Source organism: Duganella sacchari, assembly GCF_900143065.1.
Taxonomy (GTDB): Bacteria; Pseudomonadota; Gammaproteobacteria; order Burkholderiales; family Burkholderiaceae_D; genus Rugamonas; species Rugamonas sacchari.
This window is the reverse complement of record NZ_FRCX01000009.1, coordinates 159481-185456: the sequence shown is the minus strand read 5'-3', so window position 1 is coordinate 185456 and position 25976 is coordinate 159481. Positions and strand designations below refer to the sequence as shown.

Here is a 25976-nt window from a genome sequence, read left to right as displayed (position 1 = left end):
CTTACTCCTTTAAACGCGTTTGAATCAAACGCAGGGCGCCCGCTGCGGAGTCGCCATGCGGATTGACGATACGCTTCAACATCGACACCGGCAGGTAAGGGCGCAGCGGCGCGGCCAGACCGCCGCACAGGGCGATCGGCAGCGTGCCGGTGGTATCGAGCGCGTTGGCCATGAGCTGCACCTGTTGGCCCGCCTCCAGCAGGATGGCGCGCGCCGTATCGTCGCTCTCGCCGTGCTGCAGGATGACGCGCGCCAGCTGCGCGTAATTGGTTTGCGTGGCTTGCGCCAGCCAGGTCTGGATCGCGTTGCGTTCACCGCCGCAGGCATTGGCCACATCGGTCGCGAACGCATTGGCTGGCAGGCGGCCGTCCAGCACCTGCTGCACGTGGTTGATGGCGCGCAGGCCCATCCAGGCGCCGCCCGCTTCATCGCCGGCCGGGAAACCCCAGCCGCCCACTTCGACGTGACGGCCATCGGGCAGCTTGATCTCGCCGACGCTGCCGGTGCCGAGTGCAATGATGGCGCCCGGCTTGCCCTGGTGGGCGCCCAGCACGGTGGTATGGCCATCGCTTTCCAGCGCGACCTTTGCGTAGCCCGGATTGGCGGCGACGAACTCCACTGCCCACTGACGGTTATGCACGCCGGCCAGGCCGAGGCCAATAGCGATACGGGATGGATCGGGAACATCCAGGCCGGCGGCGCGGAAGGCCGTGATGACGGCATCGTTGACTGCGCTCCAGGCCTTGGCGATGCCGTGCATCAGACCCGACGGGCCGGCTGCGCCTTCTGCGATTTCCGTACCATCAGCGCGGGCCAGACGCACCCGGGTGCCGCTGCCGCCGCCGTCAACGCCGATTAAAAATTCGATCATGTTGGTGAGAGTAAGCCAGGGCCGGGATGGCCCGCGATGAAGGGCACTATAGGGTTGGCAAACCAGCTTGTCAACAGGTATTTAACTGGTATTAATAAATAATGAAGTGGACTTGCGTTGTCGTCTTGGAATCGTTTTTTAAGTGTTTGTTTTTAATCGATAAAAACGAATTTAACGGGCATGCCGGAAGTGTGGCTTTTGCATGCCACTTTGGTCTGGTTCTGGTCGTGAAAAAGCAAAACGGGGTCAGGTCCGTCATTTCTACACGAGCTCTACCGTCGTCACGCGACGACGGTAGAGCTCGTGTAGAAATGACGGACCTGACCCCGGAGTGATGCGGTGTTAGCGGTGGTAGGTGACGAGGTGGGTGCGGGTGCTGTCCATTTTGTCGGCGAGCGCGACGATGGCGTTGCCGGTCCCCTGGACGGTGACGTCGGTCTGGCGCGTGCACAGCTGGCGTGCGTCGAGGTCACCCGAGCCGCTCACTTGCGCGCTCAGTACGGTGGCGTTGCCGGACAGGATCATGTTGCCGGGGCCGCTCAGGCGCGCACGCACGTTTTGCGCTTCCAGACCGCGCACGGTGAGGTCGCCGGAGCCGTGCACTTCGGCGTCAAGTTTTTTGATGTGGCCGGCCAGGCAGGCTTCGCCCGGGCCGTGCAGCTTGGCGCTGGCTTCGTCGGCGTTCAGCGTGCAGGCTTCGAGGTCGCCCGAGCCATGCACTTCGGCGCGGATTTCTTTGGCGCTGCCACGCAGTACCACGGAGCCCGGGCCGTGCAGGGCGGCGTTGATGCGGTTGGCGTGGATGTCGCCGATGTCGAGGTCGCCCGCGCCGCTCACCACCAGGTTCAGGTCTTGCGTGACGCCGCTGGCGCTGACATCGCCCGGACCGTTCATGCGCAGGTTCATGCTGCCGGTCGACAGCGCGCGCAGGTCGACGTCGCCGCTGCCGCCGACGGTCACGCTGAGGTCGGCCACTTTGCCGCTGGCGGTAATGTCGCCGGGGCCGTCGGAAATCAGGGTCAGTTGCTGGCCCTGGAATTGCTGCAGGCTGACGTCGCCGCTGCCGGCGTTGCGCAGGCTTTTCAATGCCGCTGCGCTGATGCGTACCGTCAGTGGCCGGTTTTGCTTGCCCCAGCCGAAGTTGAAGCTCCAGCCTTTGTTCTTGCTGGGCTTGCGCACGGTCAGGGTGTCGCCGCTGACCGAGGTTTCGATCTCGGCGAACTGGCGGCGTGGGCCGGAAATTTCAATCGTGTTGCCCGGCTGCGCGGTGACGATGACGTCAAACGGGCCAATCAGGTTGAGGTTGCTGAAGGCGGCAACGGTGCGGGTTTCGGTGCCGTAGCTTTCGTCCTGCTTGTTGTCGGCGCGGCTGTTGGCGGCCACGGCCACTGCCAGTAACAGGGTGGTGGCCAGTGCGGTGCGTTTGAGCGTCTGCTGCATAGGGATCTCGTTAAAAGAAGTGGCGACTCATAGACGATATGATAAAAGTCACCCGCCGTCGCGGCCCATGGGATGGACGCGCGGAACGGTGGGATCAGCTGCAAAAATCCGGGGCTGAGCGGCATTCAACTTTTGCGCGCGCACGGCCGTTACTGTTTGTGTGGCCGCCTCGCTGCCGTGATGTCATAATGGGACATCAGTCTGCGGGCATGACAGGCCTGCGCAGTGATAAAGGAGCGCACATGATCAAGTACATGGGAACTAAAAGTACCAGCGACGGTGGTGTGCTGTATATTTTTTTGATTAACGGCTTGCAGAAGGAAATCAAGGAGCATGCCTTGAAACAATATCCAGGCTGCTACGAAGCACTGCCACCGACGGCCAAGGCGCGCATCAGCGCCAACCGGGCGTGGTTGTCTAAAACGTAATGCGGGCGCGTCACGGTGGCGTGGGCGCCGCGTTGGCGCTGCTGTGCGGCGTGGCGCAGGCGCAAGCGCCCACCACGTTTGGCACGATCATCGGTAACGGCCTGCTGTGCCGCGATCATACCGATAACATCTATTACTACAATTATTTGCTCAAGCATTTCGGCGCGCCGTACAAGCACGACGGCGGCGCGTTCTGGTTCCGCACGGACGGCGCCTCGCTGTGGGGCACGACGATTTCGGAGGTGATGGTCAGCGATGACACCAGCACCTATGTGTTCGTGGGCGCGGTGGCCGAGGCGACGCCGGAGAATCTGGAGAAAGCCATCATCCAGCAGGTGGGCACGCACTACACGGTGATCGATACCTCGGCCTATCCGGTACGCGAGGCCAAGCCGGCCAGCCGCATCGTGTATTTCGATACCAAGTCCAAGATTTATTGCGCCAAGTACCAGCCGCTGCCGCCGGTGCAGCCGCCGCCGGTCCGACAGCGGCTAAAATAGGCGACCGCTGACTTTCCGGGCTTTCATGTACACGCAATTTTTCAATCTGAAGCAATCGCCGTTTTCCATTGCGCCTGATCCGCGCTATCTGTTCATGAGCGAGCGCCACCGCGAGGCGCTGGCGCATCTGCTGTACGGCATTGGCAGCGGCGGCGGTTTTGTGCTGCTGACCGGCGAGATCGGTGCCGGCAAGACCACGGTGTGCCGCTGCTTCATGGAGCAGATCCCGGAAAATTGCAAGCTGGGCTATATCTTCAATCCCAAGCTGTCGGTGGAGGAGTTGCTGCTGTCGATCTGCGATGAGTTCGGGGTTGCGCTGCCGCCGCATGGCGCTGGCGCGGTCAGTGTGAAGACCTATGTCGATGCGATCAATGCCTATCTGCTGGCCAGCCATGCGCAGTCGCGCAACAATGTGCTGATTATCGATGAGGCGCAGAATCTGTCGGCCGAGGTGCTGGAGCAGCTGCGCTTGCTGACCAATCTGGAAACCAGCGAGCGCAAGCTGCTGCAGATTATCCTGATCGGCCAGCCGGAGCTGCGCGGCATGCTGGCGCGGCCGGAGCTGGAGCAGCTGGCGCAGCGCGTGATTGCGCGCTATCACCTGGGCTCGCTGTCGGAAGCGGAGACCGGCACGTATATCGAGCACCGCCTGGCGGTGGCGGGTGCGACGGCGATAGCGCCGTTCCCGCGCAAGCTCATGGGCCTGGTGCACAAGCTGACCAAGGGCGTGCCGCGCCGTATCAATCTGCTGTGCGACCGCGCGTTGCTGGGTGCGTATGTGGAGAACCAGCCGCAGGTGTCGCCGAAGATTTTGCGCCGCGCGGCGGCCGAGGTGTTTGCCGGGCAGGATGCGGCGCCGGCAGGGCAGGGCGCCAGTGTTGGCGCGGCGCGCTGGCCGCTGGTGGCGGCGGGCGTGATCGGTGGCGTGGCGCTCAGCGTATTGGCGTGGCAGCTGGCAGTGCGCAATGCCGGGCCGGGCGTGACGAGCGCGCAGGCTGCGGCGGCGAACGTTGCCGCGCGGGCGCCACACAGCGCGGCGCCGGCGTCACCAGCGGTGGCGGTCGCACCGTCCGCTGCGATTGTCTCGGCAGCTGCCATCACGGGCACCGATGCTGCGGCCGCCTTGCGCCAGCTGGCCGGCCTGTGGGGGCTGACGCTGGTGGAGGGCGATCCGTGTGCAACGGCGGCGCGCGCCAATCTGCGCTGCCTGCAAGGCCGGGGCTCGCTGGACGATATCCGCCAGCTTGACCGTCCGGCGCTGCTCAAGCTGCACGACGATCCAGCCGCGCCCAATTATGTGCTGCTGACCGCGCTGGAGGAGGGGGCGGCCACCATTGTCGCCGCTGGCGGCAAGCCGCAGACGCTGAGCCTGGATGCGCTGTCGGCCCGTTATGAGGGTGAGTACACGACTTACTGGCGGGCGCCGCGCGCGTGGCGCGATGAGGTGCGCGCCGGCGACCAGGGGCCGGATGTGGACTGGCTGGCCAAGCGTCTGGCGCAAATCTATGACCTCAAAAAGCCGCAGGAAAACCAGCCGCTGGACGCAGCCCTGCGCCAGCGCCTGACGGCGTTCCAGACCGCGCAGAGTCTCAAGGCCGACGGCGTGGCCGGCCCCAAGACTTTCATCCGCCTATATCAGCTGGGCGGCGTGCAGGAGCCCCGCCTGCGCTGATCAGATGGCGCGGCCGTCGTAGTGGTGCACCGGGATGGCGTTGAGGTCTATCCCTTCGATGCAGCGCAGGTTGATCGCGGCCTTTGGCGTGCCGTCCGGTGCGATCGCTTCGGCGTAGGGATGGATGCCGCAGTTGGGGCAGAAGCGGTGCTCGATCTTGTGCTTGTTAAACAGATAGGGCTTGCTGTTTTCTTCCGGCGTCAGCAGCTGCATGCTGGTGCGCGGGATGAACCACAGCAGCGAGCCTTTGCGCTGGCACATCGAGCAGTTGCAGGCCAGGCCGGATTCGATTTCACCTTCCGCTTCAAATTTCACCTTGCCGCAATGGCAGCTTCCTAGGTATTTCATACAGCCTCCATGAATTGATCGAGTTGTTGGAAGAACGCGTTCCAGCCGCGCTCGTGGTTGTTGCGGGCCTGGATGTCGACGAAGCGGTCGTGCACAAACGTCAGCCCGGTCCCGTCGGCATCGGGCGTGAGCGTGATGCTGACGCGGGAGACACGTTCGGGTGTGCTGTGGAACGCCCAGTGGAATACCAGGCGCTGGTTGGGATGGACTTCGAGATACTCGCCGCCCACTTCGTTATGTTCACCGTCGGGCGACTGGAAGGCGATGCGGTAGCGGCCGCCTACACGCAGGTCGATCTCGGCGTGGGTGGCGATGGTGTCCGGCGTCGGCCCGAACCAGCGCATCAGCGCTTGCGGCTCGGTCCACGCGCGCCAGATTTTGTCGGCACTGACGGGGTAATGGCGGACGAGGCGGACTTCTCCGGTGTGTTCGCTTGCGTGCATGTCTGCTCCTCGTGATAGAGATAACGTCCCAGCGCATCGAGCTGGGCGTTCCAGTAGCGTTCGTAATGGGCTATCCACTGTGCTGCTTCCTGCATGGGCTCGGCCTCCAGCGTGCAGCGCACGATGCGGCCCTGTTTCGAGCGGGCGATCAGGCCGGCGGCTTCCAGCACGGCCAGGTGTTTCATGAAGCCGGGCAGCGACATGGCATGCTGCTGCGCCAGTTCGCTCACACTGTAGCTGCCTTGTTCGAGCTGGGTCAGCACGCGGCGGCGCGTGCCGTCAGCCAGCGCGGCAAATACCAGATCGAGTTGGACGTCGTCATGCTTAACCATGTGGTTTAGTATTATCCTGTGACACGGCTTTGTCAAGCTCCGGGCTTACGTTAAGATAGTGCGGTCTCCACCTTGGTTATAGCTATGTCTTATATTTTGGAAGCGCTCAAGAAGGCGCAAGCGGAACGCCAGCTGGGCAGCTCGCCCACGATACACGCGCCGACCTTGCAAACGGCGGCGGCCTCCACGGCGGCCGGGCGGTTCAGCAAGTCGATGCTGCTGGCAGTGGTGGGGATGGCGGCGGTGATCGGTGTGTTGCTGGTGCTGGTGATGCGGCCGGCGTCCGTGCCTGCGGTCGCGCCGGCGCCCGTTGCTGCGGTGGTACCCGCCCCGGTTTCCACTCCGGTGACGCCAACCCCGTTGCCGGCGCCGGTGGCTGATCTGCCGCCGTCGGTGGCAAATCTGGCGCGCGCATCGGTGCCAGAAGCGCAACTGCCAGCGCCTGTCGCGGCCACTAAGCCGGCCGCCGCGCCGGAAGAGCCGGTGATGAATCAGCGTGACTTGCCAGAGCCGATACAGCGCTCGATTCCACAAGTGGCTGTGGGCGGCTACATCTATTCTAAAAACCCCGCCGACCGTCTGTTGCTGGTCGATAAGGTGCTGCGCCACGAGGGCGAAGAGGTGGCGCCCGGCCTTGTTCTGGAGAAATTGCAACCCAAGGAGGCGGTGTTCAGCTTTAAAGGCTACCGTTATCGCGTTCCCTACTGAACTGTAACTCGCCTGTCATTAAATCATGATATTTTTCTATCATTGTGAACTCAGCATGGGAAATATCATGAAACATTTGAAGTTTTTGCCTTTCCTGATTGGCGCGGCTTCCTACCTGCCGCGCGCGCACGCTGCGGAAATGGTGCAATCGACTGAACCGAGCACCCTCAGCATCATTGTGCTGTGCCTGAGCCTCATCGTACTTGCGGGCGCAGGCCATCGCAGCCCGGTCATCAAGCCTGAACTCTAAACGGGCTAGCTGCGCCATCAAGATGTTGCTGCGTATAATGTCGGGCATCAATATGATGGTGTAGAAAGGCCCCGAATGCTCGACGTCAGCTCTGCGCACGCGCGCTCCCTCCTTGGCATTGTTGGCCGTTCCGGCAGCGGCAAGACCACGCTGCTGGTGGATCTGCTGGCGCAGTTGGCGGCGCGGGGATTGAAGGTCAACGTCATCAAGCATAGTCACCACGATCTGGAGCTGGAGCCGCCGCAGAAGGACAGCGCGCGCCTGCGCATGGCGGGAGCAGCGGAGGTGATGGTGGCGTCGCCGTTCCGTTATGCGATTGTGCATGAGCTGCGCGGCGCGCCGGAGCCGTCGCTTGATGAGCAGCTGGCGCGGCTGTCACCAGCTGACCTGACCTTGCTGGAAGGCTTCAAGTCCTATCCCATCAATAAGCTGGAAGTCCATCGCCTGGACACAGGCAAGCCGCCGCTGTATCCGGACGATGAGCATGTGATTGCGGTGGCGGCCGATTATCCGCGTCCGCCGGGCTTGCGCGACAGTGTCACGTGGCTGGACCTGAACCAGCGCGAGGCAGTGCTTGTCTGGATACTCACGCAGCTGAAAAAAATTTCGTCCCAGGGCTAAAAAAACCTAAAGTTTGCCGCGCCGCGTCCGTAAATTACAGTGATAACCGAAACTGGAGGATCACATGGACGTGACCGGTATTGCTCAGACCGCAACGACAATTGCTGATACAGGCACCAAGCAAGCTGTCGGTATTGCCGTACTGAAAAAAGCTCAGGACATTCAGGCTTCCAGCGCTTCTGCGCTGATTGAGGCGATTCCGCCCGTGCCGAATCTGCCGTCTCACCTCGGCAACAACATCAACACCACCGCCTGAGTGGGTGTTCTGCGGCCGCCGTCCGGCGCCGCGGCTTTCTCCTGCGCACCGTCCGGTGCGCGGCGTGTGCTGCTGCACGCGCTATCCCCTGACGATCAGACAGATGCGTATTGGCGTAATTGCTGGTACGCTGCGGATGCTTTTCACTTTCCTCAGGAGACTTACCATGAATAAACGTCAAGCCTTGATCGCTGCTGCGCTGGCCACCGTGTGTGCTGCCCAGGTGGGTACTGCCGCCGCTGCCGATGACAAGGAAAAATGCTACGGCGTGGCCAAGGCCGGCCAGAACGATTGCGGCACCAGCGCTCACTCGTGCGCAGGCCAGGCCAAGGCCGACAATGAGCCCGATGAGTGGAAGTTTGTCGCCAAGGGCACGTGCGAGAAGGCCGGCGGCAAGACCACGCCACCTGCCAAGTAAGTGAGCGCTGGCGGAGCGGCAATGGCGCGCGGCTTAGGTGTCGGCGTCGGTTTGCGCGCTCCGCATTACCGGCAGTTTCTGGCACAGCGGCCGGCGGTCGGCTGGCTGGAGGTGCATAGCGAGAATTATCTCGACCGCGCCGGCTGGGACTGGCACGTGCTGCAGCAGCTGCGGCGCGATTATCCGGTCAGCCTGCACGGCGTCGGCATGGGACTGGGCTCGGCGCGCGGGTTTTCGGCAGCGCATCTGTTACGCGTACGGGAGCTGGTGCGGCAGGTCGAGCCGGTACTGGTGTCCGAGCATCTGTGCTGGGGTGCGCTGGCGGACCGGCAGCTCAACGATTTGCTGCCGCTGGTGCTGGACCAGGCGGCGCTGGACCTGCTCAGCGTGCGCGTGCAGCAGGTGCAGGACGTGCTGGGACGGCAGATCCTGCTGGAGAATGTGTCGGCCTATGTGCGCTTCCAGGCGGATGCGATGAGCGAGGCCGAGTTCATGGCGGCATTGGCAGCGCGCACGGGCTGCGGGCTGCTACTGGACCTCAATAATTTATACGTCAACCAGTGCAACCATGGCGAGGACGCGCTGGCCGCTATTGCGGCGATTGCGCCGGGCACGGTGGGCGAGCTGCATCTGGCCGGCCATCTGGTGACGCCGGAGGCGGTCATCGATCACCATGGCGACCGCGTGGCGGCGCCCGTGTGGCGCCTGTATGAGGCGGCGCTGGCGCGCTTTGGCGCAGTGCCGACCCTGATTGAATGGGATACGGAGATTCCGCCGCTGGAGGTTTTGCTGGCGGAAGCGGGCAAGGCGGAGGCGTTGGCGGCACACGCGATGGCGCCGGCCGCGCTGGTGACGACGGCTGACCTGCCGTCGCCGCCAGGCGTGGCAGCGGAGGCATGTGCGGACGATGCCGCCGCAGTACAGCAGCAATTTGCCGGCGCGCTGCTGGCGCCTCAACTGGCGCCGCCGGTGCTGGCGGGCTTGCGCGCGGGCACGCATACGCCGCACCGCTACGCGCTGTACCGCGGCAATCTGACGGCCACCTGGACCAAAACGCTGGCCGCCGCCTACCCGGTGGTGCTGGCGCTGGTGGGCGAAGACTTCTTTGGCGGCCTGGCGCGCGCTTATGGCCATGCCCATCCCTCCGACAACCCCGACCTCAACCACTTCGGCGTGCACTTCGCGGCGTTCCTGCGCGACTTCCCGCATGTGGCGGACTATCCCTATCTGCCGGACATGGCGGCGCTGGAGTGGGCGCTGCACCGGGCGCATTATGCGCCGCTGGCGGATGCGCTGACGGCGCAGCAACTGGCGGCCATCCCGCCCACGCAGGTCGAGACGGCGCAGTTGAGGCTGGCGCCGGCCGCGCAGTTGCTGGCGTCGCGCTGGGCGGTGGTGCCGCTGTGGCTGGCGCACCAGCCGGACGGTGGCGCGTTTCCTGACAATATGGCGGCGCCCAGCTACGGCGTGGTGGTGCGGCCGCAATGGCAGGCCGGCATGCTGGCGCTGACTGCCGCCAGCCATGCCGCACTGGGCGCAGTGGCGCACGGCGGCACACTGGGCGCGGCGCTGGATGCGGCGTTTGATCTGGACGAAGATTTCGATGTGGCCGGCCAGCTGCAGCGCTGGCTGGCGCACGGCTTGCTGGTGGCGTCAGTCTTCGCGCCGGAATGCGCGTAGCAGCCGGGCTTCGCCGGTGAGGTCGCGGTGCAGCCGGCTGGCGACGGCGGTCAGTTCAATCATGCGGTCAATCTGCATGTCTTCAAAACGCGCCAGTTCCGCCGTGGCGGTTTGCAGCGCTTCGGCCAGCTTGGTGCGTGCCGCCTGGTAGAGCGAGCCATGGTATTGGTCGGTATTTTTCAGCAGCTCTTCGGCGTTTTCGATCACCTGGCGCAAGTCGTCCAGCAATCGTTCCTGGGTGAGGCTGCTTGGTTCAGGACCGTCCATGACGTCCCCCTGTGTGATCTGGTTGAAAAGCCGGGGCAGAGTGGCCCAATATAGCCGGGCCGGCCGCTGCCGGTTTGCGCGCACTCAAACGCGCGAAAGGCTTGCTTGCAGCTTAGGAGTTTATTTCCTGAATGCAAGAAGAATTACGCGCCTTCTACACTAATTCTAATATCTCCCACAGTCACTTGCTGGCCGGCGCGGATTTTCGCGGTCTTGCGCAGCTCTTGCTTGCCATCCACTTTGACATCGCCGCTAGCGACGATCTGCTTGCCGGCGCCGCCGCTGTCGCACAGGCCCACCAGTTTCAGGAGCTGATTCAGCTCGACAAACTCGCCATGCAATTCGAAACTTACTTTTTCCATTTTATCCTCTGTTGCCATGATGTGAAATCGGCGGTCGCCCTACCTTCATCCAGTGTAGCGACATTCCGACAGGCCCGCAGTTTACCTCATCCCTGCAAAGTAATTTGGATTGCTACCGGGCAAAGAAAGAGCTATGCTGAATTAACTGCTGAAGGTTTAAGCAGGGCGCAACGACCGTAGCGAGTTGCATCATGAATAAGCTCTCCCTGGCATTGGCGACACTGGGCCTGCTTGGCGCAGACGCTGTCGCATCCGATCCGTTTGCGCCTCAGCAAACTTCCCTCTGGTTTGAAAAACGCGCCGATGCGGCGCTGCTGTTTGATGCAGCCGATCGCCAGTCGGCGCTGGCCGACTCGCTGCAGAGTCCGGCGCGCGGCATACTGCTGGCGGGCGCACCACGGCTGCGCTTTGGCGCCTTGTCGCACGACCAGGCGCTGCTCGATCCGCTCGGGCCGCTGCTCAACGAGCACAGCAAGCGCTTCCTGAGCAGTGCGGAATTCGAACAGAAAATGGGACGCGCCACCGGCATCGTGACCATCGGCCTGCTGCGCGAGGCGGGCGGCGCACCGGGCATGCAGCATACGATGGGCATGATGCTCAGCACGCGGCCAACCACCACCTTCACCTCGCTGTCACTGGGCTATGCGCTGAACGCGCGCAGCTCGCTGATGGCGATGGCCTCGTATGGCCGCACGGACGGCATCGGCAGCCCGGACAGCCTGCTGGCGCAAGTGTCGTCGGTACGCACGGTAGCCTATAGCGCGGGCTATGTGCGGCGCCAGATCTTCAGCGGCAGTGACCGCTTTGCCGTGACCTTGTCGATTCCGGCCAAGGTGCGCAGCGGTTCGCTGGCGTACAGCGGCGCCTTGCCGCAGACGGTCGATCCCGGCGTGGCGGCGCTGGGCGCGCCCACGCTGAACCTGCGGCCCACCGCCACTGAGCGCGATCTGGAATTCGGCTATACCCGTTTGCTGGGCAAGGAGGGCCGCCAGGGCCGGGTGACGGGCGCGGTGATGTGGCGCGTCAATCCCGGCCATGATGCGAATGCCCGGCCGGACTGGCTCATGGGCGTGCGCTATTCCTACGGCTTCTAGCCGGTGGCGCCGGGCTGGGTCATGGCCAGCGGCACGATCCACTGTTCAAACTGCTCGGCCGTGACATAGCCCAGCGCCAGCGCCGCCTGCTTGAGCGTGGTGCCTTCGTGCTGGGCCTTCTTGGCGATGCTGGCGGCCTTGTCGTAGCCGATGTGCGGCGCCAGCGCGGTGACCAGCATCAGCGAGCGTTCCATGAGTTCTTCGATGCGGCTGCGGTTGGGCTCGATGCCGTGCACGCAGTGCTCCTCGAAGCTGCGCATGCCGTCGGCCAGCAGACGCGCGCTTTGCAGGAAGTTGTGGGCGATCATGGGCTTGTAGACGTTGAGCTCGAAGTTGCCGGAAGCGCCGCCCATGGTGATGGCGACGTCGTTGCCAAACACCTGGCAGGCCAGCATGGTCAGCGCCTCGCACTGGGTCGGGTTGACCTTGCCCGGCATGATCGAGCTGCCCGGCTCGTTTTCAGGGATGGTGATTTCGCCCAGGCCCGAGCGCGGGCCGGAGGCCATCCAGCGCACGTCGTTGGCGATTTTCATGAGCGCGGCGGCCAGGGTCTTGAGCGCGCCATGGGCGCTCAGCAGGGCGTCGTGACCAGCCAGTGCCGCGAATTTGTTGTCAGCGGTGCGGAACGGCAGGCGCAGCGCGTGCTCCAGTTCGGCCGCAATGCGGGTAGCGTATTCGGGATGCGCGTTGAGACCGGTACCGACTGCGGTGCCGCCGGCGGCCAGTTGCAGCACGCCGGGCAGGGCGGCCTGCAGCGCTTGGGCGGCAAAGTCGAGGTGGGCGACGTAGCCCGAGAATTCCTGGCCCAGCGTCAGCGGCGTGGCGTCCTGCAGGTGGGTGCGGCCGATTTTGACGATGTCGGCAAACGCCACCGCCTTGGTGTGCAGGCTGGCGCGCAGCTGCTGCAGCGCGGGCAGCACGTTGTTGGCCAGTGCCTGGGCGGCCGCCACGTGGATGGCGGTGGGGAAGATGTCATTGGACGACTGGCCTTTGTTGACGTCGTCATTGGGGTGCAGCTTGCGCTGTTCGCCGCGCACGCCGCCCATGAGCTCGGAGCCACGGTTGGCCAGCACTTCATTCATGTTCATGTTTGACTGGGTGCCGGAGCCGGTTTGCCACACCGCCAGCGGGAATTCACCCGGGTGCTGGTTGGCCAGCACTTCGTCGGCAGCCTGGGTGATGGCGATGGCTTTGGCGCCCTCCAGCAGGCCGAGGTCGAGATTGACGCGGGCGGCGGCGCGTTTGACGCTGGCCAGGGCGTGGATCAGCTCGTTCGGCATTTTTTCGGTGGAGATGCGGAAGTGCTCGAGAGAGCGCTGGGTCTGCGCGCCCCACAATTGGGCGTCGGGGACATCGATGGGGCCAAAACTATCGCGTTCGCTACGGGTGCTCATGGTCGAATCCTTGGTCGAAACAAGATGATCGAGTGTAGCGCAGTTCGGAAAAATTAACCGGGGGCTACAAAACCGGAAAAATCAGCCGTTATAGCTGTTACACTTTTGAAATTCTCGCCTGACCGCGACCCTGAAATGATGCAGCACAAGCAATTCACAACCCCGATCCGTGCCCTGGCGCTGGCCTGCGCCGCGCTGGCGGCTGGCTTGCCGGCGGCCCACGCGGCTGAGCTGGGCGATATCGCGCCCAGGTCGTATATCGGCCAGCCGTTGGCGGTGGATATCGACCTGGTGGCGCTGACGCCGGAGGAGGTGACGGGCCTGCAGGCGCGGCTGGCGCAGCAGGACGTGTACCGGGGCGCGAATGTGGCCATGCATCCGGCGCTGGCCTCGGTGCGGATACAGGTGGAGCAGCGCGGGCAGCGTTCGGTGCTGCATGTGACGACCACGCGCGCGGTGGATGCGGAGTATGTGCATCTGTACGTGCAGCTGGGCGTGCCGGGCAAGCAGGATGTGCGGCTGGCCACGGTGTGGCTACAGCCGGACCCGAATCCTGCGCCACCGCCGACGCCTACGCCGGCCCCGCTGGCCAGTGCAATGACGCCGGCGCAGTCACAGCAGATCACAGCCCAGGCGCGGGCGACGCGCGCGGCCACAGCGGCGCCCAAGGCGGAGCCGGCGCAGCCCGAGGCTGCTAAATCCGACGCTACCAAATCCGACGCTACTAAAACTGAGGCCGCCAAATCAACGAACGCCAAGTCTGAAACCGCGAAGCCGGAGCCGGCGCCTGCCGCAGCGGCGCGCGAGCGCAACAAGCCGGCGCCGCTGCCATCGCTGCATGAGGCGGAGACGGGCACGCCGGGCGAGGTGAAGTCGCTGCAGGCGCGGCGCATTGCCGGTGTGCTGGTGACGCCGGAGGGGCGGCCGCTGACGCGCGCGGAGATCGCCGAGGTGCCGATCAATGTATCGCAGGCTTTGCTGCCGCTGGCGCCGCTGCCGTTGCCGAAGGGCGTGAAACGGCCTGCGCGGGCCGCCTGTCCGCCGAGCGGCATGAGCGCCAAGGAGTGCGTGGCGCTGGATGCACATAATGCCGAGCTGTCGACCAAGATTACCGAGCTGGAGGGCAAGCTGAAGGCTTTGCAGGGCGCGCTGGGTGGTGCGGCGCCGACGACGCCGGCGGCAGCGTCTGCGGCGGCCAAGGGAGCTTCGGCGGCCAGTCCGGGGGCGCCTGCGGGGCATGCCGAGGCCACCACGGGCAAGACGACAGCAGCGAGTGCTCCGGCGCCGGCGGTTGTGGCGGCGGCTGCGCAGGGCGCGGGACATGGCAGTGCGCCGGCGTCCGCATCGGCTGGCGACAAGGCGGCGCACGCAGAACAGTCTTCCGCATCGACGGCCAAGCTGTCGGCGGAGGGCGAGACGGGGATGCATGCGGCCAAGGCGGCGGCAGATGCGTCCGGCCCGTCAGAGGCGAGTGCGTCCGCGCAGGCGGCAAGCGAGGCGGCTTCGGCTGCAAGTGCGGCCTCGGCCGCATCGCCGCCGGTGCCGACCAAGCAGGTGCGGGTGCTGCCCAAGCTGAAATACAAGAAGGAAAAACCGCCGGAGCAGCCGTCCAGCAATGTGCTGCCGCTGGCGGCCGGCGGTGTCGGCTTGCTGGCGCTGCTGGGCGGTGGCCTGGTCTGGTGGCGCAAGAAAAACGCCGGCCGTGGCCCGCTGAAAATCTGGCAGGGCTTCCGCAAGAAGAAGGATGAACCGGTGGTGCAGGAGGCCGCGCAGCCCGAGGTGGCGGCCGAATCGCCGGCACAGTAATGCAAAATTTGCATAAGCATATAGCTGTAAGCTCTGCATGCGCTCTGGCAATCTGGGGTATAGTGTTTGGCGCTATTTTTCCCACCTTGAAAGAGCCCCATGAGCGCAGCTGAACAATATCAAGCCTTCAAACAACTCGGCCTCAAACTCGATATGTCGCGCGGCAAGCCCGCACCGGAACAACTCGATCTGTCCAATGCGCTCATCGATGCGCTGGATACCTACAAGGCGGCCGACGGCACCGACGCCCGCAACTACGGCGGCACCATCGGCCTGCCGGAAGCGCGCGCTCTGTTTGCCGAGCTGCTGGATGTGCCGGCCGCGCAAGTGGTGGTGGACAGCAGCTCCAGCCTGTCGCTGATGCACGATGTGATTGTCTACAGCCTGCTCAATGGCGTGCCGGGCCATGCGCCGTGGGTGCAGTCGCCGGTGACCTTCTTGTGCCCGGTGCCAGGCTATGACCGCCACTTCGCGATCTGCGAGACGCGCGGCATCAAGATGATGAATGTGCCGCTGACCGAAGACGGCCTGGACATGGATCTGGTGGAAAAGCTGGTGGCGGAAGACGCCAGCATCAAGGGCATGTGGATCGTGCCGAAGTACAGCAATCCGGGTGGCGTGGTGTATTCGGAGCGCGTGGTGGAGCGGCTGGCGGCCATGAAGACGGCCGCGCCGGACTTCCGCCTGATGTGGGATGACGCCTATCGCTTCCACCATCTGGGCGAACGCAAGCTGGCGGTGGCGGATATTCTGGCAGCGTGCGCCAAGGCCGGCAATCCGGACCGCGCGATTGTGTTTGCCTCCTCGTCCAAGGTGAGCTGGGCCGGTTCGGGCGTGGCGGCGCTGGCGGCATCGCCGGCCAATATCGCGTGGTGGACCAGGCATGCGGGCATCCGCAGCATTGGCCCGGACAAGATCAACCAGCTGCGCCATGTGCGCTATCTGAAAGACCTGCCGACGCTGGAAGCGCTGATGGAACAGCATCGACAGCTGCTCAAGCCGAAGTTTGACGCGGTGCTGGCGCAGTTCCAGGCGCATCTGGGCGAGGTGCCGGGCGTGTCGTGGACGCGGCCGGAAGGCGGTTATTTCATCGACCTGGTGACGCCGGACGGTGCAGCCAAGCGTACCGTGGCACTGGCCAAGGAAGCGGGCATCACGCTGACCCCGGCCGGCGCGGCGTTCCCTTACGGTGTGGACCCGAAAGACCGCCACATCCGCATCGCACCGAGCTTCCCGTCGCTGGAAGAGATCAATCAGGCAGCGCAGGGGATTGCACTGTCGTTGCGGCTGGCACTGGCAGCCTGACCCGGCGATTCCCGGGACGAAAAAAAAGCGCCGAAAGGCGCTTTTGTTATTATGGGCCGGCGTTTATTGGCGGGCCATGCCTGGGAGGCTGTTCATCCACGGATCGGTGACGTCGCGGATTTCGCGGTCGTTGGCCAGGATTTGTTTCAGCAGGTCGATCTTGCGCAGACGCTGGGCGCCGCTCAGGGCGGGTACGCCGGTGCTGGTGGCGCGCGCTTCCGTGGCGCACTGGTCTTCCAGCTTGTCCAGGCTGTTGAAGTCACCCATGCGTGCAGCGGTCGCCATTTGATTGGTCAAACCGGCAATGTTTTCGTACATCGAGAGGACTTCGGAAGAGGTCATATTCCCACCTGGCTAAGTTAAAGCGGATTACCGCATGTCCTGATTAACGTCGCCTTAAACGGGAACTTTAGGGTTTTTTTGAAAAAAGTCGAAAAAAAGTCGAAAAAAATCCGCCTGCAGTGAAAAACAGGCGGATTTCGATGTGGTAAAGCTAATTCTTGCTTATTTGACCAGCTCTTCCAGGCCAGCGCTCAGTTCGTCCGGCGGTGGCATGTCGTCGATCAGGGCGTTGTCGTCCAGGCCCAGTTCTTCGGCCAGATCGACCGGGTAGCAGGCGGCGATTTCTTCATCGTTGAGCTCGGCGGCGGCAACGCGGGCGCGCCAGGCGGCCAGCGCGACCACGGCGGCCAGGCGGTTCAGTTCGCCATTGTGGTGCGGTTCCGGGAAGGCCGAGATGGTTTCCGAGAAGGTGTGCGGGAACTTCCAGCGCTTGGCCAGTTCGGCGCCGACGTCGGCGAAGGTGTAGCCCAGCGATTGCTGTTCGGCGTCCAGGCGGCGCGGGTCCATCGGGCCGGCCACCTTGTCCAGCGCCATGGCCTGTTCCGGCGCGGCAGAGTGGATCACCAACTGGCCGATCGCGTGCATCATGCCGATGGTGAAGGCGAGGTCCGTGTTTTCCTTGGTTTTCTTGGCGATCCATTTGGCGCTGACGGCGGTGTGCAGGCTGTACTTCCAGAACTGCTTCAGATCCAGTCCCGGTACGGTTTTGAAACCGCTCACCAGGCCGGAGCTGATGACCAGCGTGCGCACGGTGACAAAGCCGAGCATCAGGACGGCATCTTCCACGGTGCCGATGCTGCGTGAGACGTGGTAGTAGGCCGAGTTGGCCAGACGCAGCAGCTTGGCGCTCAGTACCGGGTCCGTCGACAGTTTTTTCGCGATCTCTTCGGTCGAGACGCTGGCCTTGTCGAAACTGCTGATCAGCTCTTCCACGACTTTGGGCGCGGTAGGCAACGCAGTTGGATTCTGGAACAGGGCATCAAGTTTCATATTTATCTCCTTGGCGATGGTCGCGTTGCTATAGGCTAACTATATAGGGATTCCTCGCATGGCAGAAGAGATTTGATGGGGTTTCGTCGCTTTTCCGTAATCGTGGTCCATCCGGTCGTGTGCGCGGCGATTTTTTGGTAGACGCGCTTTGATGATTGTGGTCGATTGATCGGCCACTCACGCCAACAAGCGCGCCTCGCATATACTTCGCCCATGGACATCGAAAACATCACCCAGGCCACGCTGCGGCATTACGAGCGCACGGCAGAGCAGTTTTTTGCCGGCACCATCGACCATGATGTGAGCCAGAATATCGGCGCCTTGCTGGAGGCGATTCAGGCTGACGCGCCTTACCGTTTGCTGGACCTGGGCTGCGGGCCGGGACGCGATCTGAAAGCGTTCAAGGCCATGGGCCATGAAGCGACCGGCATTGATGGTTCGGCGCGGTTCGTTGACATGGCGCGTGCCTACAGCGGCTGCGACGTGTGGCAGCAGGACTTCGTCCAGCTGGCGTTGCCGGCGCAGTATTTTGACGGCATCTACGCCAACGCCTCGTTGTTCCATGTGCCCAGCGCGGCGTTGCCGCAAGTGCTCACAGACTTGCATGCTGCATTGAAAACCGGTGGCGTGCTGTTCAGTTCCAATCCGCGCGGCGATAACCGCGAAGGCTGGAACGGCCCGCGCTACGGCAGCTACTACGACTACCCCACCTGGGCGGCTTACCTCGCCGCAGCCGGCTTTGTTGAAGTCCAGCATTACTACCGTCCTACTGGTCTGCCGCGTGAGCAACAGCCCTGGTTGGCCAGTGTGTGGCGTTGCGTACGCGAGCGCACAGAAGCTCTGCCATGATGGACCTATAGTGAAGCCATGCATGCAGCGCTTTTACTGCATGCCCTTTCGCTTCACTACTTACTAAGGAGTTCATCATGAACAAGGACCAAGTCAAAGGTAAAGCCAAAGAAATCGGCGGCAAAATTCAGGAAGAAGCTGGCAAACTGGTCGGTAGCTCCGAACAGCAAGCCAAAGGCCTGAACAAACAGGCTGAAGGCAAAATCCAGAAAGGCTATGGCGACGCCAAGGAAGCCGTGGAAGACGTAGTCAAAGGCAACCGCAACTAATCCTTGCTGGTGCCCTTAACAAAACAGCCGCTTGCGCGGCTGTTTTGGTTTATTGCGGCTGAAGATTCTTTTTGAAGAATGCTTCGATGTTGCCGTACACATGGCGCTGCGGCGCACGGCCCGAGATGCCGTGCTTGCCACCGGGGTAGGTCATGAGCTCGAAGTGCACATTGCGCTTGACCAGCGCATCGATCATGCGCGTGGTGTTGGTGAACAGCACATTGTCATCGGCCATGCCGTGCATCAGCAGCAGCGGCGATTTCAACCCATCCAGATGCGAATAAACGCCGCTGTAGTCATAGCCGGCCGCATTTTCTTTTGGCGTGCCCATGAATTGCTCGGTGTAGTGGGTGTCGTACAGCGACCAGTCGGTCACCGGCGCCACCGATACGCCCATGGCGATCTTGTCCGACGCTTCGGCCAGCAGGCGCAAGGTCATGAAGCCGCCATAGCTCCAGCCGAACACGCCGATGCGCTTGGCGTCCACATAGCTTTGCTGGCCCAGGTACTCGATGCCGGTCAGCTGGTCTTCCACTTCCACGCGGCCCAGTTGATGGTAGTTGGCATCGGTGAAGGCGCGCTCGCGGCGGAACGAGCCGCGGTTGTCCAGGCGCCAGACGATGAAGCCTTGTTGCGCCATGTACTGGTCAAAGAAATTGCCCCATTTGCGCGACACGTGCTGCGAGTGCGGGCCGCCGTAGGTAGACAGGTAGACCGGGTATTTTTTCGAAGCGTTAAAGCCGGAAGGCTTGATGATCGAGTAGTACAGCGTCTGGCCGTCCTTGGCCTTGAGCGTGCCGTATTCGGTCTTCAGGTGGGCGTCCAGATACTTGGCGTATGGATGGTTGGCGTTCAGTTCGTTCTGGTCGATCCAGGAGATCATCTTGCCGTCCTGGCTGCGCACGCTGATTTGCGGCGGCGTGTCCGGGTTCGAGTAGGTATCGACAAACACCTCGCCGCTGCGGGCGAACGAGGAATCATGCCAGCCATCGCCCTGCGTTACGCGCAGCGGCTTGTCGGCGGTGCTGCCATCCAGCTTGAGCATATAGGTCTGGCTGTCAACCACCGCATCGCGGTTGGACTGCACATAGACGCGGCCATTTTTTTCATCCAGCGCCAGCAGGCGGTCGATGCCCCATTCGCCCTTGGTGATGGCGTGTTTGAGCTTGCCGTCCATGCCATACAGGTACAGGTGCTTGCGGCCGCTGCGTTCCGACGACCACACAAAGCCCTTGTTATCCGCGAGGAAGCGCAGGTCGTCAAAGATGCTGACCCAGGTTGGCGAAGTTTCGGTGATCAGCACTTTCTGCGCCAGGGTGGCGGCATCGACCGAGATCAGCTCCAGCTTTTTCTGGTCGCGCGTCTGGCGCTGGAACAGCAGGGCCTTGCTGTTGGCGCTCCAGTCGGCGCGCACCAGGTAGATGTCCTGGTTGTCGCCGAGCGCGACATCGCGGATGGCGCCGGTGTCAGGCGCAACGATTTTCAGTTGTACCAGTACATTGGGATCGCCCGCCGCAGGGTAGCGCTGCTCGACCACTTCGGTGCGGTCGGCAAAGATTTCAAAGCGGCGCACCACGGGCACCGGCGCTTCGTCGTAGCGCTTGTAGGCGATCGCCGAATCATCGGGCGCCCAGTAGTAGCCGGTGGTCTGCGCCATTTCTTCCTGCGCCACGAACTCGGCTTCGGCATTGTGGATGGCGCCTTTGCCGTCGGTGGTCAGCTGCTTTTCCTTGCCCGTGCTGAGGTCGATCACGAACAGGTTCTGGTCGCGCACGTACGAGACGTAGCGGCCTTGCGGCGAAATTTTCGGGTCCAGCACATTGCCGCTGGCGACCATGCGCGCGGTGTCCGGCTGGCTGACGTCGATCAGGTACAGATTGCCGGCGATCGGCACCAGCAGGCGTTTGCCGTCCGGCGACCAGCTGTAGCTCAGGATGCCCTTGAGCGCGGCGGTGCGCTCGCGCTCGCGGCGGGCTTTTTCGGCGTCCGACAGATTCTCTTCCGGCACCAGCACCTTGGAGTCGACCAGGCGGTGGGTGGTTTTATCCTTGAGGTTGTATTCCCACAGGTCGAGCTGGAACTGGTTGTCTTCGCGCCCGCGCAGGAAGGTCACGCGTGCGCCGTCCGGCGACACCTTGAGGCTGCGCATGCCTGGACCGCTCAGCGACGGGTCGCTGTGGATACGGTCCAGGGTCAGTTTTTCCGCCGAGGCGGCGCCCGACAGCAGGGCGAGGAAGCAGAGTATGAAACGCATGGGTGTCTCTTATGATTGACAGAATCCGAGACGATACCAGACGCACACGGCCGTGGCGAGACGGCAAGATTGGGAATCCGCGCTAGAAAACCGTTTTTCCTTCGGCCACCTTGCGCACGGACAGCCGCTGCAACGCCCAGCTCAGCAGCACCGCTGCCACCGTCAGGCCGATGCACAGGCCGATCCAGAAGCCGGCCGCCGCCATGTCATGACCCAGACCGAGCCAGCAGCCCAGCGGCAGCGCAAAGCCCCAGAACGCCAGCAACTGGATCAGCATGGGCTGGCGCGTGACCTTGTAGCCGCGAATCGCGCTCGAGGTCGCGACCTGGGTGGCGTCGGACAGCTGGAACAGCGCGGCAAACAGCAGCAGGTAGGCGCACAGCGCCTGCACCGCCAGGTCGGAAGTGTAGGCGGCGGCGATCTGGTGGCGCAACAGCACCATGGCGGCCGCCGACAGTACGCCAAACGCCAGCGCCATGCCGACCCCGACCCACGCCACAAAGCGCGCGCGCACCGCATCGCCTTCGCCCATGGACTGGCCGACGCGCGTAATCAGCGCAATCCCAAAACTCAGCGGCACCATGAAGGTCAGCGAGCTGAAGTTCAGCGCGATCTGGTGCGCCGACACCTCCACTACGCCATAGCGCGCCACCAGCAGGCTGACCGCGCCAAACGCGCTGACCTCGGCAAAATAGGTCACGCCGATGGGCAAGCCCAGGCGCAGCATGGAGCGGATCTCCGGCCAGTGCGGCCACTCCCAGTGCGTGAACGGGTAGGTGGCGCGGTAGGCCGGCGCCAGGCGCAGCCAGGCCAGCATGGCGCCCAGCATCAGCCACATGCACAAGCCGGTGGACACCGCACAGCCGACGCCACCCAGCGCCGGCAAGCCCCAGTGGCCAAACACCAGCAGCCAGTTGACGAACACATTGAACAGCAGGCCCAGCAGCGCAATCACCATCACCGGCTTGGTCTGGTTGATCGAGGTGCTGTAGCCGTACAGCGCGCGGTAGGCGGCAAACGGCGGCAGGCCGATGCTGATGATGTGCACGAACAGCGCGGCCTGGCGCTGCACGTGCGGCGTCAGGTACAGATGGTCGAACACCAGCGTCGCCAGATTGGCCAGCAGCGCCGCCACCACCCCTACGCCCAGCCCCATCCACAGCGACTGGCGCACCGTGTGCGGCACCTTGGCCAGTGCGCCGGCGCCGACATCATGCGCGACGATGCTGTTGACCGCCATCATCACGCCGGTCACCGTGACCAGCACGATGGCCCACACCGAGGCGCCCAGCGACACAGCGGCCAGTTCATCGGCGCTGGTGTGGCCCGTCATGGCGACGTCGGCCACGCCCATGCCGACGTTGGCCAGCTGGCCGATCAGCACCGGCCATGCAAGCTGCCACAGCGAGGCGATTTCACGGCGGACATTGGGCAAAGTAAAGGTATGGGGCATGGTGAAACAAAGTTGTTACAGAAACGGACAATTTTACTGTGTTGCCAATAGTTTTGCGCGGTATCATGCTGGCTCAGCCCGACCCGGAGACCGTCCATGCAAAAAATGCTTACCGCTGCCGTGCTCAGCACCGCCGCCACCGCCGTCTGGGCAGGCGACATCACGCTGTACACGCGCGAACATTTTGGCGGTCCGGCCATCACCCTGCACGAGGCGGCGCCCGACCTCGACCAGCAGGGCTTCAACGACAAGACCTCCAGCGTCATCGTGCACCAGGGCCGCTGGGAAGTGTGCGCGGAAAAGCACTACAAGGGCAAATGCCTGATCCTCAAGGAAGGCGAATACGCCGAACTCAAGGGCTTTAACGACATGATGTCCTCGGTGCGCGAACTCGACGCCGGCCGCGATGCCGCGCGCGACACCAAGCGCGAGCACAAATAGGCGGGGATTGTTGCGCCACCTGCGCGGCCTTACAATTGCTTGCAATTTGGCCATGGTTGTCTGTCGTCGCCAGCGCTGCCATGCGCGTTGTGGCCTTGTAGTCTTGCCAGCCGTCATTAACCTTTATCTTTCTTACCGATCATGAACACATTCCTCTCGCGCCTGTTGAACACCACCGTGTTGCTGACCGCCACCTCGCTGCTGGCCGCAGCCGCCCATGCCGGCGAAATTACGCTGTACACCGACGACAACTTCGGCGGCGCGTCGGTCACGCTGCGCAGCGCCACGCCCGACCTGGTGGACTATGGCTTCAACGACCGCGCCTCAAGCGTGATCGTGCGCTCGGGCAGCTGGGAACTGTGCGAACACTCGGGTTTCCGCGGCCGTTGCATCGTGCTGCAGCGCGGTGAATACCGCCGCCTGGAAGGCTTCAACGACGAAGTCTCGTCGGTGCGCGAAGTAGGCGAGCGCGGCCGCGATGACCGTGATGATCGGGGCGACCGTGGTGACCGCGGCGACCGCGGTGGCTGGGGCCGCCGTGGCGAGGCCATCGTGCTGTTTGCCCACGCCGGCTTCGGCGGCCGCCGCGCCGAACTGCGCAACGACGCCCACGCGCTCGACGACTACGACTTCAACGACCAGGCCGGCTCGGTCATCATCAACGAAGGCCAGTGGGAACTGTGCGAACACGCCGACTTCCGCGGCAAATGCATCCTGCTTGGCCCTGGCCGTTACGAGCAGCTTGGCGACATGAACAACCGCATCTCCTCGGTGCGCCGGGTACGCTAAGCCCGCCACTGCAACGTGCGGCGCCGCACGCAGGTTTTTGGCATTTGCGCTAGACTGGCAGCGATGCAATACGGGAGCGGGCAACGTGGAATACAAGGACTATTACCAGACCCTGGGTGTGGCCAAAACGGCCAGTGACGACGAGATCAAAAAAGCGTACCGCAAGCTGGTGCGCAAATACCATCCCGACGTCAGCAAGGAAGCGGACGCCCAGGCCAAAACCCAGGAAATCAACGAAGCGTACGGCGTACTCAGCGATGCTGAAAAACGCACCGCCTACGACGACCTGGGACGCGGCCACCAGTACCGCGCGGGCCAGGAATTCCGCCCGCCACCGGACTGGGGACGCGGTTTCGGCGGCGGGGCGGGCGGCCCCGGCGCCAGCGCCGGCTTTGGCGGCGCCGACAGCGATTTCTTTGCCGACCTGTTTGCCAACCTGGGCGGCCGACGCCGGCAGGCGCCGCCGCAGCGCGGCGAGGACAGCCACGCCAGTATCACCATCGACCTGGCCGATACCTACACGGGCGCCACGCGCACCATCAGCCTCACGGTGGCCGAGCGCGACGCCCAGGACCGCATCTTTACCCGCGAGCGCAACCTCAGCGTCAACATCCCCAAGGGCGTGACGGCCGGCCAGCAACTGCGCCTGTCGGGGCAGGGCCAGCCGGGCGCGGCTGGCCCGGGTGACCTGTACCTGGAAATCCAGTTCCGCCCCCACAACCGCTACCGCATCGACGGCCGCGACGTCTACCAGACCGTGCCGGTGGCGCCGTGGGAGTTGGCGCTGGGCGGCGAGGTGGAAGTCACTACGCCGTCGGGCAAGGTCAACGTCACGGTGCCGGCCGGCTCGCAAAGCGGGCGCAAGCTGCGTCTGCGCGGGCGCGGCATCCCGGGCAAGGAGGTGGGCGACCTGTACCTGCTGCTGGAGGTGGTGCTGCCGCCGGCCACCAGCGACAAGGCCCGCGAACTGTATCAAACCATGGCGCGCGAGATGGCCTTCAATCCGCGCGCGGGAGGATGATGATGGGACACGTGCTGACCGCTGTCGTCGTGGACGACGCCGCACTGACACTGGAAGAACTGGCGCAGGCCTGCGCCGTGGAACCGGACTGGGTGGTGGCGCGCGTGCGCACCGGCATCCTGCTTGACGACAGCGCTGACACGCACGGCGACAATGCGGCCGGCTGGCGCTTCACCAGCGCCGATCTGGTGCGCGCGCGCCGCCTGTGCCAGATCGAACGCATGTTTGACGCCAACGATGATGTGGCGGCGCTGGTGGTCGACCTGTCGGAAGAAATCCGCCGCCTGCGCGTCAAGCTCAGCGCGGCCGGAGTGAAATAGGCGCAGCCACTGCTACCTCGGCCGGCGGTATGAGCTGACGGTAAGCGTGCGCCTGTGCGGCGGCCTGCTGTGCATGGGCCGCGTGTTCGGCCGTTTCGCGCTCGGTGAGCGCGGTCGTCACGCCCGGCTCACCGCTTTCCATGAACTGCTGCATGAGCCAGCGCGAGGCCGGCCCCGGCTCCTCGTCGCCGCGGCGTATCACATACAGCGGGAAGCTGAACGCGCTACCCTCGGCAATCTGCAGCTGCACCAGCCGGCCCGCGTCCAGGTCCCACTGCACGAACTCGCGCGGCATATTGCCCCAGCCGATGCCATTGCGCAGCAGCGCGTGCTTGGAACTCAGGTCGCCCAGGCGCCAGTCGCGCAGCGCCAGCACGCCAAAATCCTGGCCCTGGGTCAAGGTGCTGCGGTCGGTCAGCACCAGCTGCGTATGCTCGCGCAGCACCGCGGTCGGCACCACGCCTTCGATCTGCGCCAGCGGATGGTCGGGCGCCACCACCGGCACCATGGTGACAAAGCCGCAGGCCTGGCGCTCGATCACATCCGGCGTCCCCGGCATCCAGCCGCTGATGCCGATGTGGCTGGTGCGGTCCACCACCAGCTGCGTCACCGCACCCAGCGCCTCGGTGCGCAGGCGCATGGCGACGGTCGGGAACTCTTTCTGGAACGCGTGCAGGATGCGTACCAGCTTACAGGTGGAAAACATCACATCGACCACCAGCGACACCTCGGCCTCCAGCCCGGCCGACAGCGCCTTGGCGCGCGCACGCATGCCATCGACCTTGAGCGACACCGCGCGCGCATCGGCCAGCAGTGCGCGGCCCGCTTCGGTCAGCGTCGGCTTGCGCTTGCTGCGGTCCAGCAGCGCCACATTGAGCTGTTCCTCCAGGTTGGCAATCGTGTAACTGATCACCGACTGCGTACGGTGCAAGGCGCGCGCCGCATGGGCAAAGCCGCCATGGTCAATCACGGCAATGAAAACACGCAGCTGGTCGAGAGAGGGGAGGCCGGGATCACGCATGGCATACCTTTAAATCGATATTATCGATAAGT

General features: G+C 63.8%; 31 protein-coding genes. 18 read left to right on the top strand and 13 right to left on the bottom strand.

Annotated features, from left to right (window positions below; translation table 11 throughout):
- Window position 1: 1 nt before the first annotated feature.
- Complete coding sequence (locus BUA36_RS20870) at window positions 2-871, bottom strand: glucosamine kinase nucleotide-binding domain-containing protein (RefSeq protein ID WP_072787249.1); 870 nt, start codon at window positions 869-871, stop codon at window positions 2-4.
- Window positions 872-1213: 342 nt separating this feature from the next.
- Window positions 1214-2311: a GIN domain-containing protein gene (locus tag BUA36_RS20865; protein WP_072787248.1), complete on the bottom strand. Its 1098-nt coding sequence runs from the start codon at window positions 2309-2311 to the stop codon at window positions 1214-1216.
- Between the two features lie 242 nt (window positions 2312-2553).
- On the opposite strand from BUA36_RS20865, the gene BUA36_RS20860 reads away from it, so the two are divergent.
- Genes BUA36_RS20860 through BUA36_RS20850 form a run of 3 tightly spaced genes read left to right on the top strand, consistent with a single transcriptional unit; the run spans window position 2554 to window position 4911 of the window.
- On the top strand, window positions 2554-2739 hold the full coding sequence (locus tag BUA36_RS20860) for a hypothetical protein (protein ID WP_072787247.1): 186 nt from the start codon (window positions 2554-2556) through the stop codon (window positions 2737-2739).
- Window positions 2739-3239 (top strand): hypothetical protein, encoded by a 501-nt coding sequence (locus BUA36_RS20855; protein WP_072787246.1) that lies wholly within the window; start codon window positions 2739-2741, stop codon window positions 3237-3239. Before BUA36_RS20860 ends, BUA36_RS20855 begins: the two co-directional genes overlap by 1 nt.
- 25 nt (window positions 3240-3264) lie before the next feature.
- Window positions 3265-4911 carry an AAA family ATPase gene (locus BUA36_RS20850; RefSeq protein ID WP_072787245.1) on the top strand — a complete coding sequence of 549 codons (1647 nt, stop codon included), beginning with the start codon at window positions 3265-3267 and terminating at the stop codon, window positions 4909-4911.
- On the opposite strand, the gene BUA36_RS20845 is transcribed toward BUA36_RS20850, so the two are convergent.
- From BUA36_RS20845 to BUA36_RS20835, 3 genes are read right to left on the bottom strand one after another with little or no spacing between them, the layout of a single operon-like run.
- Window positions 4912-5259, bottom strand: a complete 348-nt coding sequence (locus BUA36_RS20845) for a GFA family protein (protein ID WP_072787244.1) — start codon at window positions 5257-5259, stop codon at window positions 4912-4914. It lies immediately after the preceding gene.
- Window positions 5256-5702, bottom strand: coding sequence for an SRPBCC family protein (locus BUA36_RS20840; protein WP_072787243.1), 447 nt, complete (start codon window positions 5700-5702; stop codon window positions 5256-5258). The genes BUA36_RS20845 and BUA36_RS20840 overlap by 4 nt, the downstream gene beginning before the upstream one ends.
- Window positions 5603-6034, bottom strand: coding sequence for an ArsR/SmtB family transcription factor (locus BUA36_RS20835; RefSeq protein ID WP_072787242.1), 432 nt, complete (start codon window positions 6032-6034; stop codon window positions 5603-5605). Before BUA36_RS20835 ends, BUA36_RS20840 begins: the two co-directional genes overlap by 100 nt.
- Before the next feature lie 84 nt (window positions 6035-6118).
- On the opposite strand from BUA36_RS20835, the gene BUA36_RS20830 reads away from it, so the two are divergent.
- The 6 genes from BUA36_RS20830 (at window position 6119) to bufB (ending at window position 9967) form a co-directional block, all read left to right on the top strand.
- Window positions 6119-6742, top strand: coding sequence for a general secretion pathway protein GspB (locus BUA36_RS20830; protein ID WP_072787241.1), 624 nt, complete (start codon window positions 6119-6121; stop codon window positions 6740-6742).
- A 67-nt stretch (window positions 6743-6809) separates the two neighbouring features.
- Entirely contained in the window at window positions 6810-6992 is a 183-nt protein-coding gene (locus BUA36_RS30410) for a hypothetical protein (protein ID WP_139260650.1), read from the top strand.
- 75 nt (window positions 6993-7067) lie between these two features.
- The gene (mobB, locus tag BUA36_RS20825) at window positions 7068-7613 is read left to right on the top strand and encodes a molybdopterin-guanine dinucleotide biosynthesis protein B (RefSeq protein ID WP_072787240.1); all 546 of its coding nucleotides are present in this window, start codon (window positions 7068-7070) and stop codon (window positions 7611-7613) included.
- A 64-nt stretch (window positions 7614-7677) separates the two neighbouring features.
- Window positions 7678-7869, top strand: coding sequence for a YjfB family protein (locus BUA36_RS20820; protein WP_072787239.1), 192 nt, complete (start codon window positions 7678-7680; stop codon window positions 7867-7869).
- A gap of 166 nt (window positions 7870-8035) precedes the next feature.
- Window positions 8036-8287, top strand: coding sequence for a BufA1 family periplasmic bufferin-type metallophore (locus BUA36_RS20815; protein ID WP_072787238.1), 252 nt, complete (start codon window positions 8036-8038; stop codon window positions 8285-8287).
- Between the two features lie 21 nt (window positions 8288-8308).
- Window positions 8309-9967 (top strand): MNIO family bufferin maturase, encoded by a 1659-nt coding sequence (gene bufB, locus BUA36_RS20810; RefSeq protein ID WP_072787237.1) that lies wholly within the window; start codon window positions 8309-8311, stop codon window positions 9965-9967.
- Here the strand turns inward: bufB and BUA36_RS20805 are convergent.
- Window positions 9941-10234, bottom strand: a complete 294-nt coding sequence (locus BUA36_RS20805) for a hypothetical protein (protein WP_072787236.1) — start codon at window positions 10232-10234, stop codon at window positions 9941-9943. The genes bufB and BUA36_RS20805 overlap by 27 nt on opposite strands.
- Window positions 10235-10377: 143 nt before the next feature.
- On the bottom strand, window positions 10378-10596 hold the full coding sequence (locus BUA36_RS20800) for an RNA-binding S4 domain-containing protein (RefSeq protein WP_072787235.1): 219 nt from the start codon (window positions 10594-10596) through the stop codon (window positions 10378-10380).
- A 191-nt stretch (window positions 10597-10787) separates the two neighbouring features.
- Here BUA36_RS20800 and BUA36_RS20795 point away from each other — a divergent pair, with 191 nt between their 5' ends.
- The gene (locus BUA36_RS20795; protein ID WP_072787234.1) at window positions 10788-11690 is read left to right on the top strand and encodes a hypothetical protein; all 903 of its coding nucleotides are present in this window, start codon (window positions 10788-10790) and stop codon (window positions 11688-11690) included.
- Here the strand turns inward: BUA36_RS20795 and fumC are convergent.
- Window positions 11687-13084, bottom strand: coding sequence for a class II fumarate hydratase (gene fumC / locus BUA36_RS20790; RefSeq protein ID WP_072787233.1), 1398 nt, complete (start codon window positions 13082-13084; stop codon window positions 11687-11689). The genes BUA36_RS20795 and fumC overlap by 4 nt on opposite strands.
- A 105-nt stretch (window positions 13085-13189) precedes the next feature.
- On the opposite strand from fumC, the gene BUA36_RS20785 reads away from it, so the two are divergent.
- The gene (locus BUA36_RS20785) at window positions 13190-14890 is read left to right on the top strand and encodes a type IV pilus assembly protein FimV (RefSeq protein WP_139260649.1); all 1701 of its coding nucleotides are present in this window, start codon (window positions 13190-13192) and stop codon (window positions 14888-14890) included.
- Between the two features lie 99 nt (window positions 14891-14989).
- Window positions 14990-16195, top strand: a complete 1206-nt coding sequence (locus tag BUA36_RS20780; RefSeq protein WP_072787231.1) for an aspartate aminotransferase type Ic — start codon at window positions 14990-14992, stop codon at window positions 16193-16195.
- A gap of 63 nt (window positions 16196-16258) precedes the next feature.
- Here the strand turns inward: BUA36_RS20780 and BUA36_RS20775 are convergent, their stop codons facing one another.
- Both BUA36_RS20775 and BUA36_RS20770 read right to left on the bottom strand, forming a co-directional pair.
- A complete protein-coding gene (locus tag BUA36_RS20775; RefSeq protein ID WP_072787230.1) occupies window positions 16259-16537 on the bottom strand; it encodes a flagellar protein FliT in 279 nt (92 codons plus the stop codon).
- A 162-nt stretch (window positions 16538-16699) separates the two neighbouring features.
- Window positions 16700-17527, bottom strand: a complete 828-nt coding sequence (locus tag BUA36_RS20770) for an HDOD domain-containing protein (RefSeq protein ID WP_072787229.1) — start codon at window positions 17525-17527, stop codon at window positions 16700-16702.
- Between the two features lie 213 nt (window positions 17528-17740).
- Here BUA36_RS20770 and BUA36_RS20765 point away from each other — a divergent pair, with 213 nt between their 5' ends.
- On the top strand, window positions 17741-18376 hold the full coding sequence (locus BUA36_RS20765) for a class I SAM-dependent methyltransferase (protein WP_072787228.1): 636 nt from the start codon (window positions 17741-17743) through the stop codon (window positions 18374-18376).
- Between the two features lie 77 nt (window positions 18377-18453).
- Window positions 18454-18645 carry a CsbD family protein gene (locus BUA36_RS20760; RefSeq protein ID WP_072787227.1) on the top strand — a complete coding sequence of 64 codons (192 nt, stop codon included), beginning with the start codon at window positions 18454-18456 and terminating at the stop codon, window positions 18643-18645.
- Window positions 18646-18694: 49 nt separating this feature from the next.
- Here the strand turns inward: BUA36_RS20760 and BUA36_RS20755 are convergent, their stop codons facing one another.
- Together BUA36_RS20755 and BUA36_RS20750 are read right to left on the bottom strand one after the other, a co-directional pair.
- Window positions 18695-20899 carry a S9 family peptidase gene (locus tag BUA36_RS20755; RefSeq protein ID WP_072787226.1) on the bottom strand — a complete coding sequence of 735 codons (2205 nt, stop codon included), beginning with the start codon at window positions 20897-20899 and terminating at the stop codon, window positions 18695-18697.
- Window positions 20900-20981: 82 nt separating this feature from the next.
- The gene (locus BUA36_RS20750) at window positions 20982-22352 is read right to left on the bottom strand and encodes an MATE family efflux transporter (protein ID WP_072787225.1); all 1371 of its coding nucleotides are present in this window, start codon (window positions 22350-22352) and stop codon (window positions 20982-20984) included.
- Between the two features lie 96 nt (window positions 22353-22448).
- Between BUA36_RS20750 and BUA36_RS20745 the strand changes: the two genes are divergently transcribed.
- The 4 genes from BUA36_RS20745 (at window position 22449) to BUA36_RS20730 (ending at window position 24923) form a co-directional block, all read left to right on the top strand.
- Window positions 22449-22793, top strand: coding sequence for a beta/gamma crystallin-related protein (locus tag BUA36_RS20745; protein ID WP_072787224.1), 345 nt, complete (start codon window positions 22449-22451; stop codon window positions 22791-22793).
- A 141-nt stretch (window positions 22794-22934) separates the two neighbouring features.
- Window positions 22935-23582 carry a beta/gamma-crystallin gene (locus BUA36_RS20740; protein WP_072787223.1) on the top strand — a complete coding sequence of 216 codons (648 nt, stop codon included), beginning with the start codon at window positions 22935-22937 and terminating at the stop codon, window positions 23580-23582.
- A gap of 85 nt (window positions 23583-23667) precedes the next feature.
- Window positions 23668-24603 (top strand): DnaJ C-terminal domain-containing protein, encoded by a 936-nt coding sequence (locus tag BUA36_RS20735; RefSeq protein ID WP_072787222.1) that lies wholly within the window; start codon window positions 23668-23670, stop codon window positions 24601-24603.
- Window positions 24600-24923: a chaperone modulator CbpM gene (locus tag BUA36_RS20730; protein WP_371851474.1), complete on the top strand. Its 324-nt coding sequence runs from the start codon at window positions 24600-24602 to the stop codon at window positions 24921-24923. Before BUA36_RS20735 ends, BUA36_RS20730 begins: the two co-directional genes overlap by 4 nt.
- Here BUA36_RS20730 and BUA36_RS20725 read toward each other — a convergent pair.
- Entirely contained in the window at window positions 24901-25944 is a 1044-nt protein-coding gene (locus tag BUA36_RS20725; RefSeq protein ID WP_072787221.1) for a LysR family transcriptional regulator, read from the bottom strand. The genes BUA36_RS20730 and BUA36_RS20725 overlap by 23 nt on opposite strands.
- Window positions 25945-25976 lie beyond the last annotated feature (32 nt).

Excerpts from the sequence above, each read along its gene's own strand:
- BUA36_RS20795 (WP_072787234.1), top strand. The coding sequence starts at position 10,788 with ATGAATAAGCTCTCCCTGGCATTGGCGACACTGGGCCTGCTTGGCGCA.
- BUA36_RS20870 (WP_072787249.1), bottom strand. The coding sequence starts at position 871 with ATGATCGAATTTTTAATCGGCGTTGACGGCGGCGGCAGCGGCACCCGG.
- BUA36_RS20770 (WP_072787229.1), bottom strand. The coding sequence starts at position 17,527 with ATGAAACTTGATGCCCTGTTCCAGAATCCAACTGCGTTGCCTACCGCG.
- BUA36_RS20740 (WP_072787223.1), top strand. The coding sequence starts at position 22,935 with ATGAACACATTCCTCTCGCGCCTGTTGAACACCACCGTGTTGCTGACC.
- BUA36_RS20800 (WP_072787235.1), bottom strand. The coding sequence starts at position 10,596 with ATGGAAAAAGTAAGTTTCGAATTGCATGGCGAGTTTGTCGAGCTGAAT.
- BUA36_RS20725 (WP_072787221.1), bottom strand. The coding sequence starts at position 25,944 with ATGCGTGATCCCGGCCTCCCCTCTCTCGACCAGCTGCGTGTTTTCATT.
- BUA36_RS20830 (WP_072787241.1), top strand. The coding sequence starts at position 6,119 with ATGTCTTATATTTTGGAAGCGCTCAAGAAGGCGCAAGCGGAACGCCAG.
- BUA36_RS20730 (WP_371851474.1), top strand. The coding sequence starts at position 24,600 with ATGATGATGGGACACGTGCTGACCGCTGTCGTCGTGGACGACGCCGCA.
- BUA36_RS20845 (WP_072787244.1), bottom strand. The coding sequence starts at position 5,259 with ATGAAATACCTAGGAAGCTGCCATTGCGGCAAGGTGAAATTTGAAGCG.
- BUA36_RS20750 (WP_072787225.1), bottom strand. The coding sequence starts at position 22,352 with ATGCCCCATACCTTTACTTTGCCCAATGTCCGCCGTGAAATCGCCTCG.
- fumC (WP_072787233.1), bottom strand. The coding sequence starts at position 13,084 with ATGAGCACCCGTAGCGAACGCGATAGTTTTGGCCCCATCGATGTCCCC.
- BUA36_RS20840 (WP_072787243.1), bottom strand. The coding sequence starts at position 5,702 with ATGCACGCAAGCGAACACACCGGAGAAGTCCGCCTCGTCCGCCATTAC.
- BUA36_RS30410 (WP_139260650.1), top strand. The coding sequence starts at position 6,810 with ATGAAACATTTGAAGTTTTTGCCTTTCCTGATTGGCGCGGCTTCCTAC.
- BUA36_RS20835 (WP_072787242.1), bottom strand. The coding sequence starts at position 6,034 with ATGGTTAAGCATGACGACGTCCAACTCGATCTGGTATTTGCCGCGCTG.
- BUA36_RS20850 (WP_072787245.1), top strand. The coding sequence starts at position 3,265 with ATGTACACGCAATTTTTCAATCTGAAGCAATCGCCGTTTTCCATTGCG.
- BUA36_RS20815 (WP_072787238.1), top strand. The coding sequence starts at position 8,036 with ATGAATAAACGTCAAGCCTTGATCGCTGCTGCGCTGGCCACCGTGTGT.
- BUA36_RS20865 (WP_072787248.1), bottom strand. The coding sequence starts at position 2,311 with ATGCAGCAGACGCTCAAACGCACCGCACTGGCCACCACCCTGTTACTG.
- bufB (WP_072787237.1), top strand. The coding sequence starts at position 8,309 with ATGGCGCGCGGCTTAGGTGTCGGCGTCGGTTTGCGCGCTCCGCATTAC.
- BUA36_RS20820 (WP_072787239.1), top strand. The coding sequence starts at position 7,678 with ATGGACGTGACCGGTATTGCTCAGACCGCAACGACAATTGCTGATACA.
- mobB (WP_072787240.1), top strand. The coding sequence starts at position 7,068 with ATGCTCGACGTCAGCTCTGCGCACGCGCGCTCCCTCCTTGGCATTGTT.
- BUA36_RS20755 (WP_072787226.1), bottom strand. The coding sequence starts at position 20,899 with ATGCGTTTCATACTCTGCTTCCTCGCCCTGCTGTCGGGCGCCGCCTCG.
- BUA36_RS20765 (WP_072787228.1), top strand. The coding sequence starts at position 17,741 with ATGGACATCGAAAACATCACCCAGGCCACGCTGCGGCATTACGAGCGC.
- BUA36_RS20805 (WP_072787236.1), bottom strand. The coding sequence starts at position 10,234 with ATGGACGGTCCTGAACCAAGCAGCCTCACCCAGGAACGATTGCTGGAC.
- BUA36_RS20760 (WP_072787227.1), top strand. The coding sequence starts at position 18,454 with ATGAACAAGGACCAAGTCAAAGGTAAAGCCAAAGAAATCGGCGGCAAA.
- BUA36_RS20855 (WP_072787246.1), top strand. The coding sequence starts at position 2,739 with ATGCGGGCGCGTCACGGTGGCGTGGGCGCCGCGTTGGCGCTGCTGTGC.
- BUA36_RS20780 (WP_072787231.1), top strand. The coding sequence starts at position 14,990 with ATGAGCGCAGCTGAACAATATCAAGCCTTCAAACAACTCGGCCTCAAA.
- BUA36_RS20775 (WP_072787230.1), bottom strand. The coding sequence starts at position 16,537 with ATGACCTCTTCCGAAGTCCTCTCGATGTACGAAAACATTGCCGGTTTG.
- BUA36_RS20745 (WP_072787224.1), top strand. The coding sequence starts at position 22,449 with ATGCAAAAAATGCTTACCGCTGCCGTGCTCAGCACCGCCGCCACCGCC.
- BUA36_RS20860 (WP_072787247.1), top strand. The coding sequence starts at position 2,554 with ATGATCAAGTACATGGGAACTAAAAGTACCAGCGACGGTGGTGTGCTG.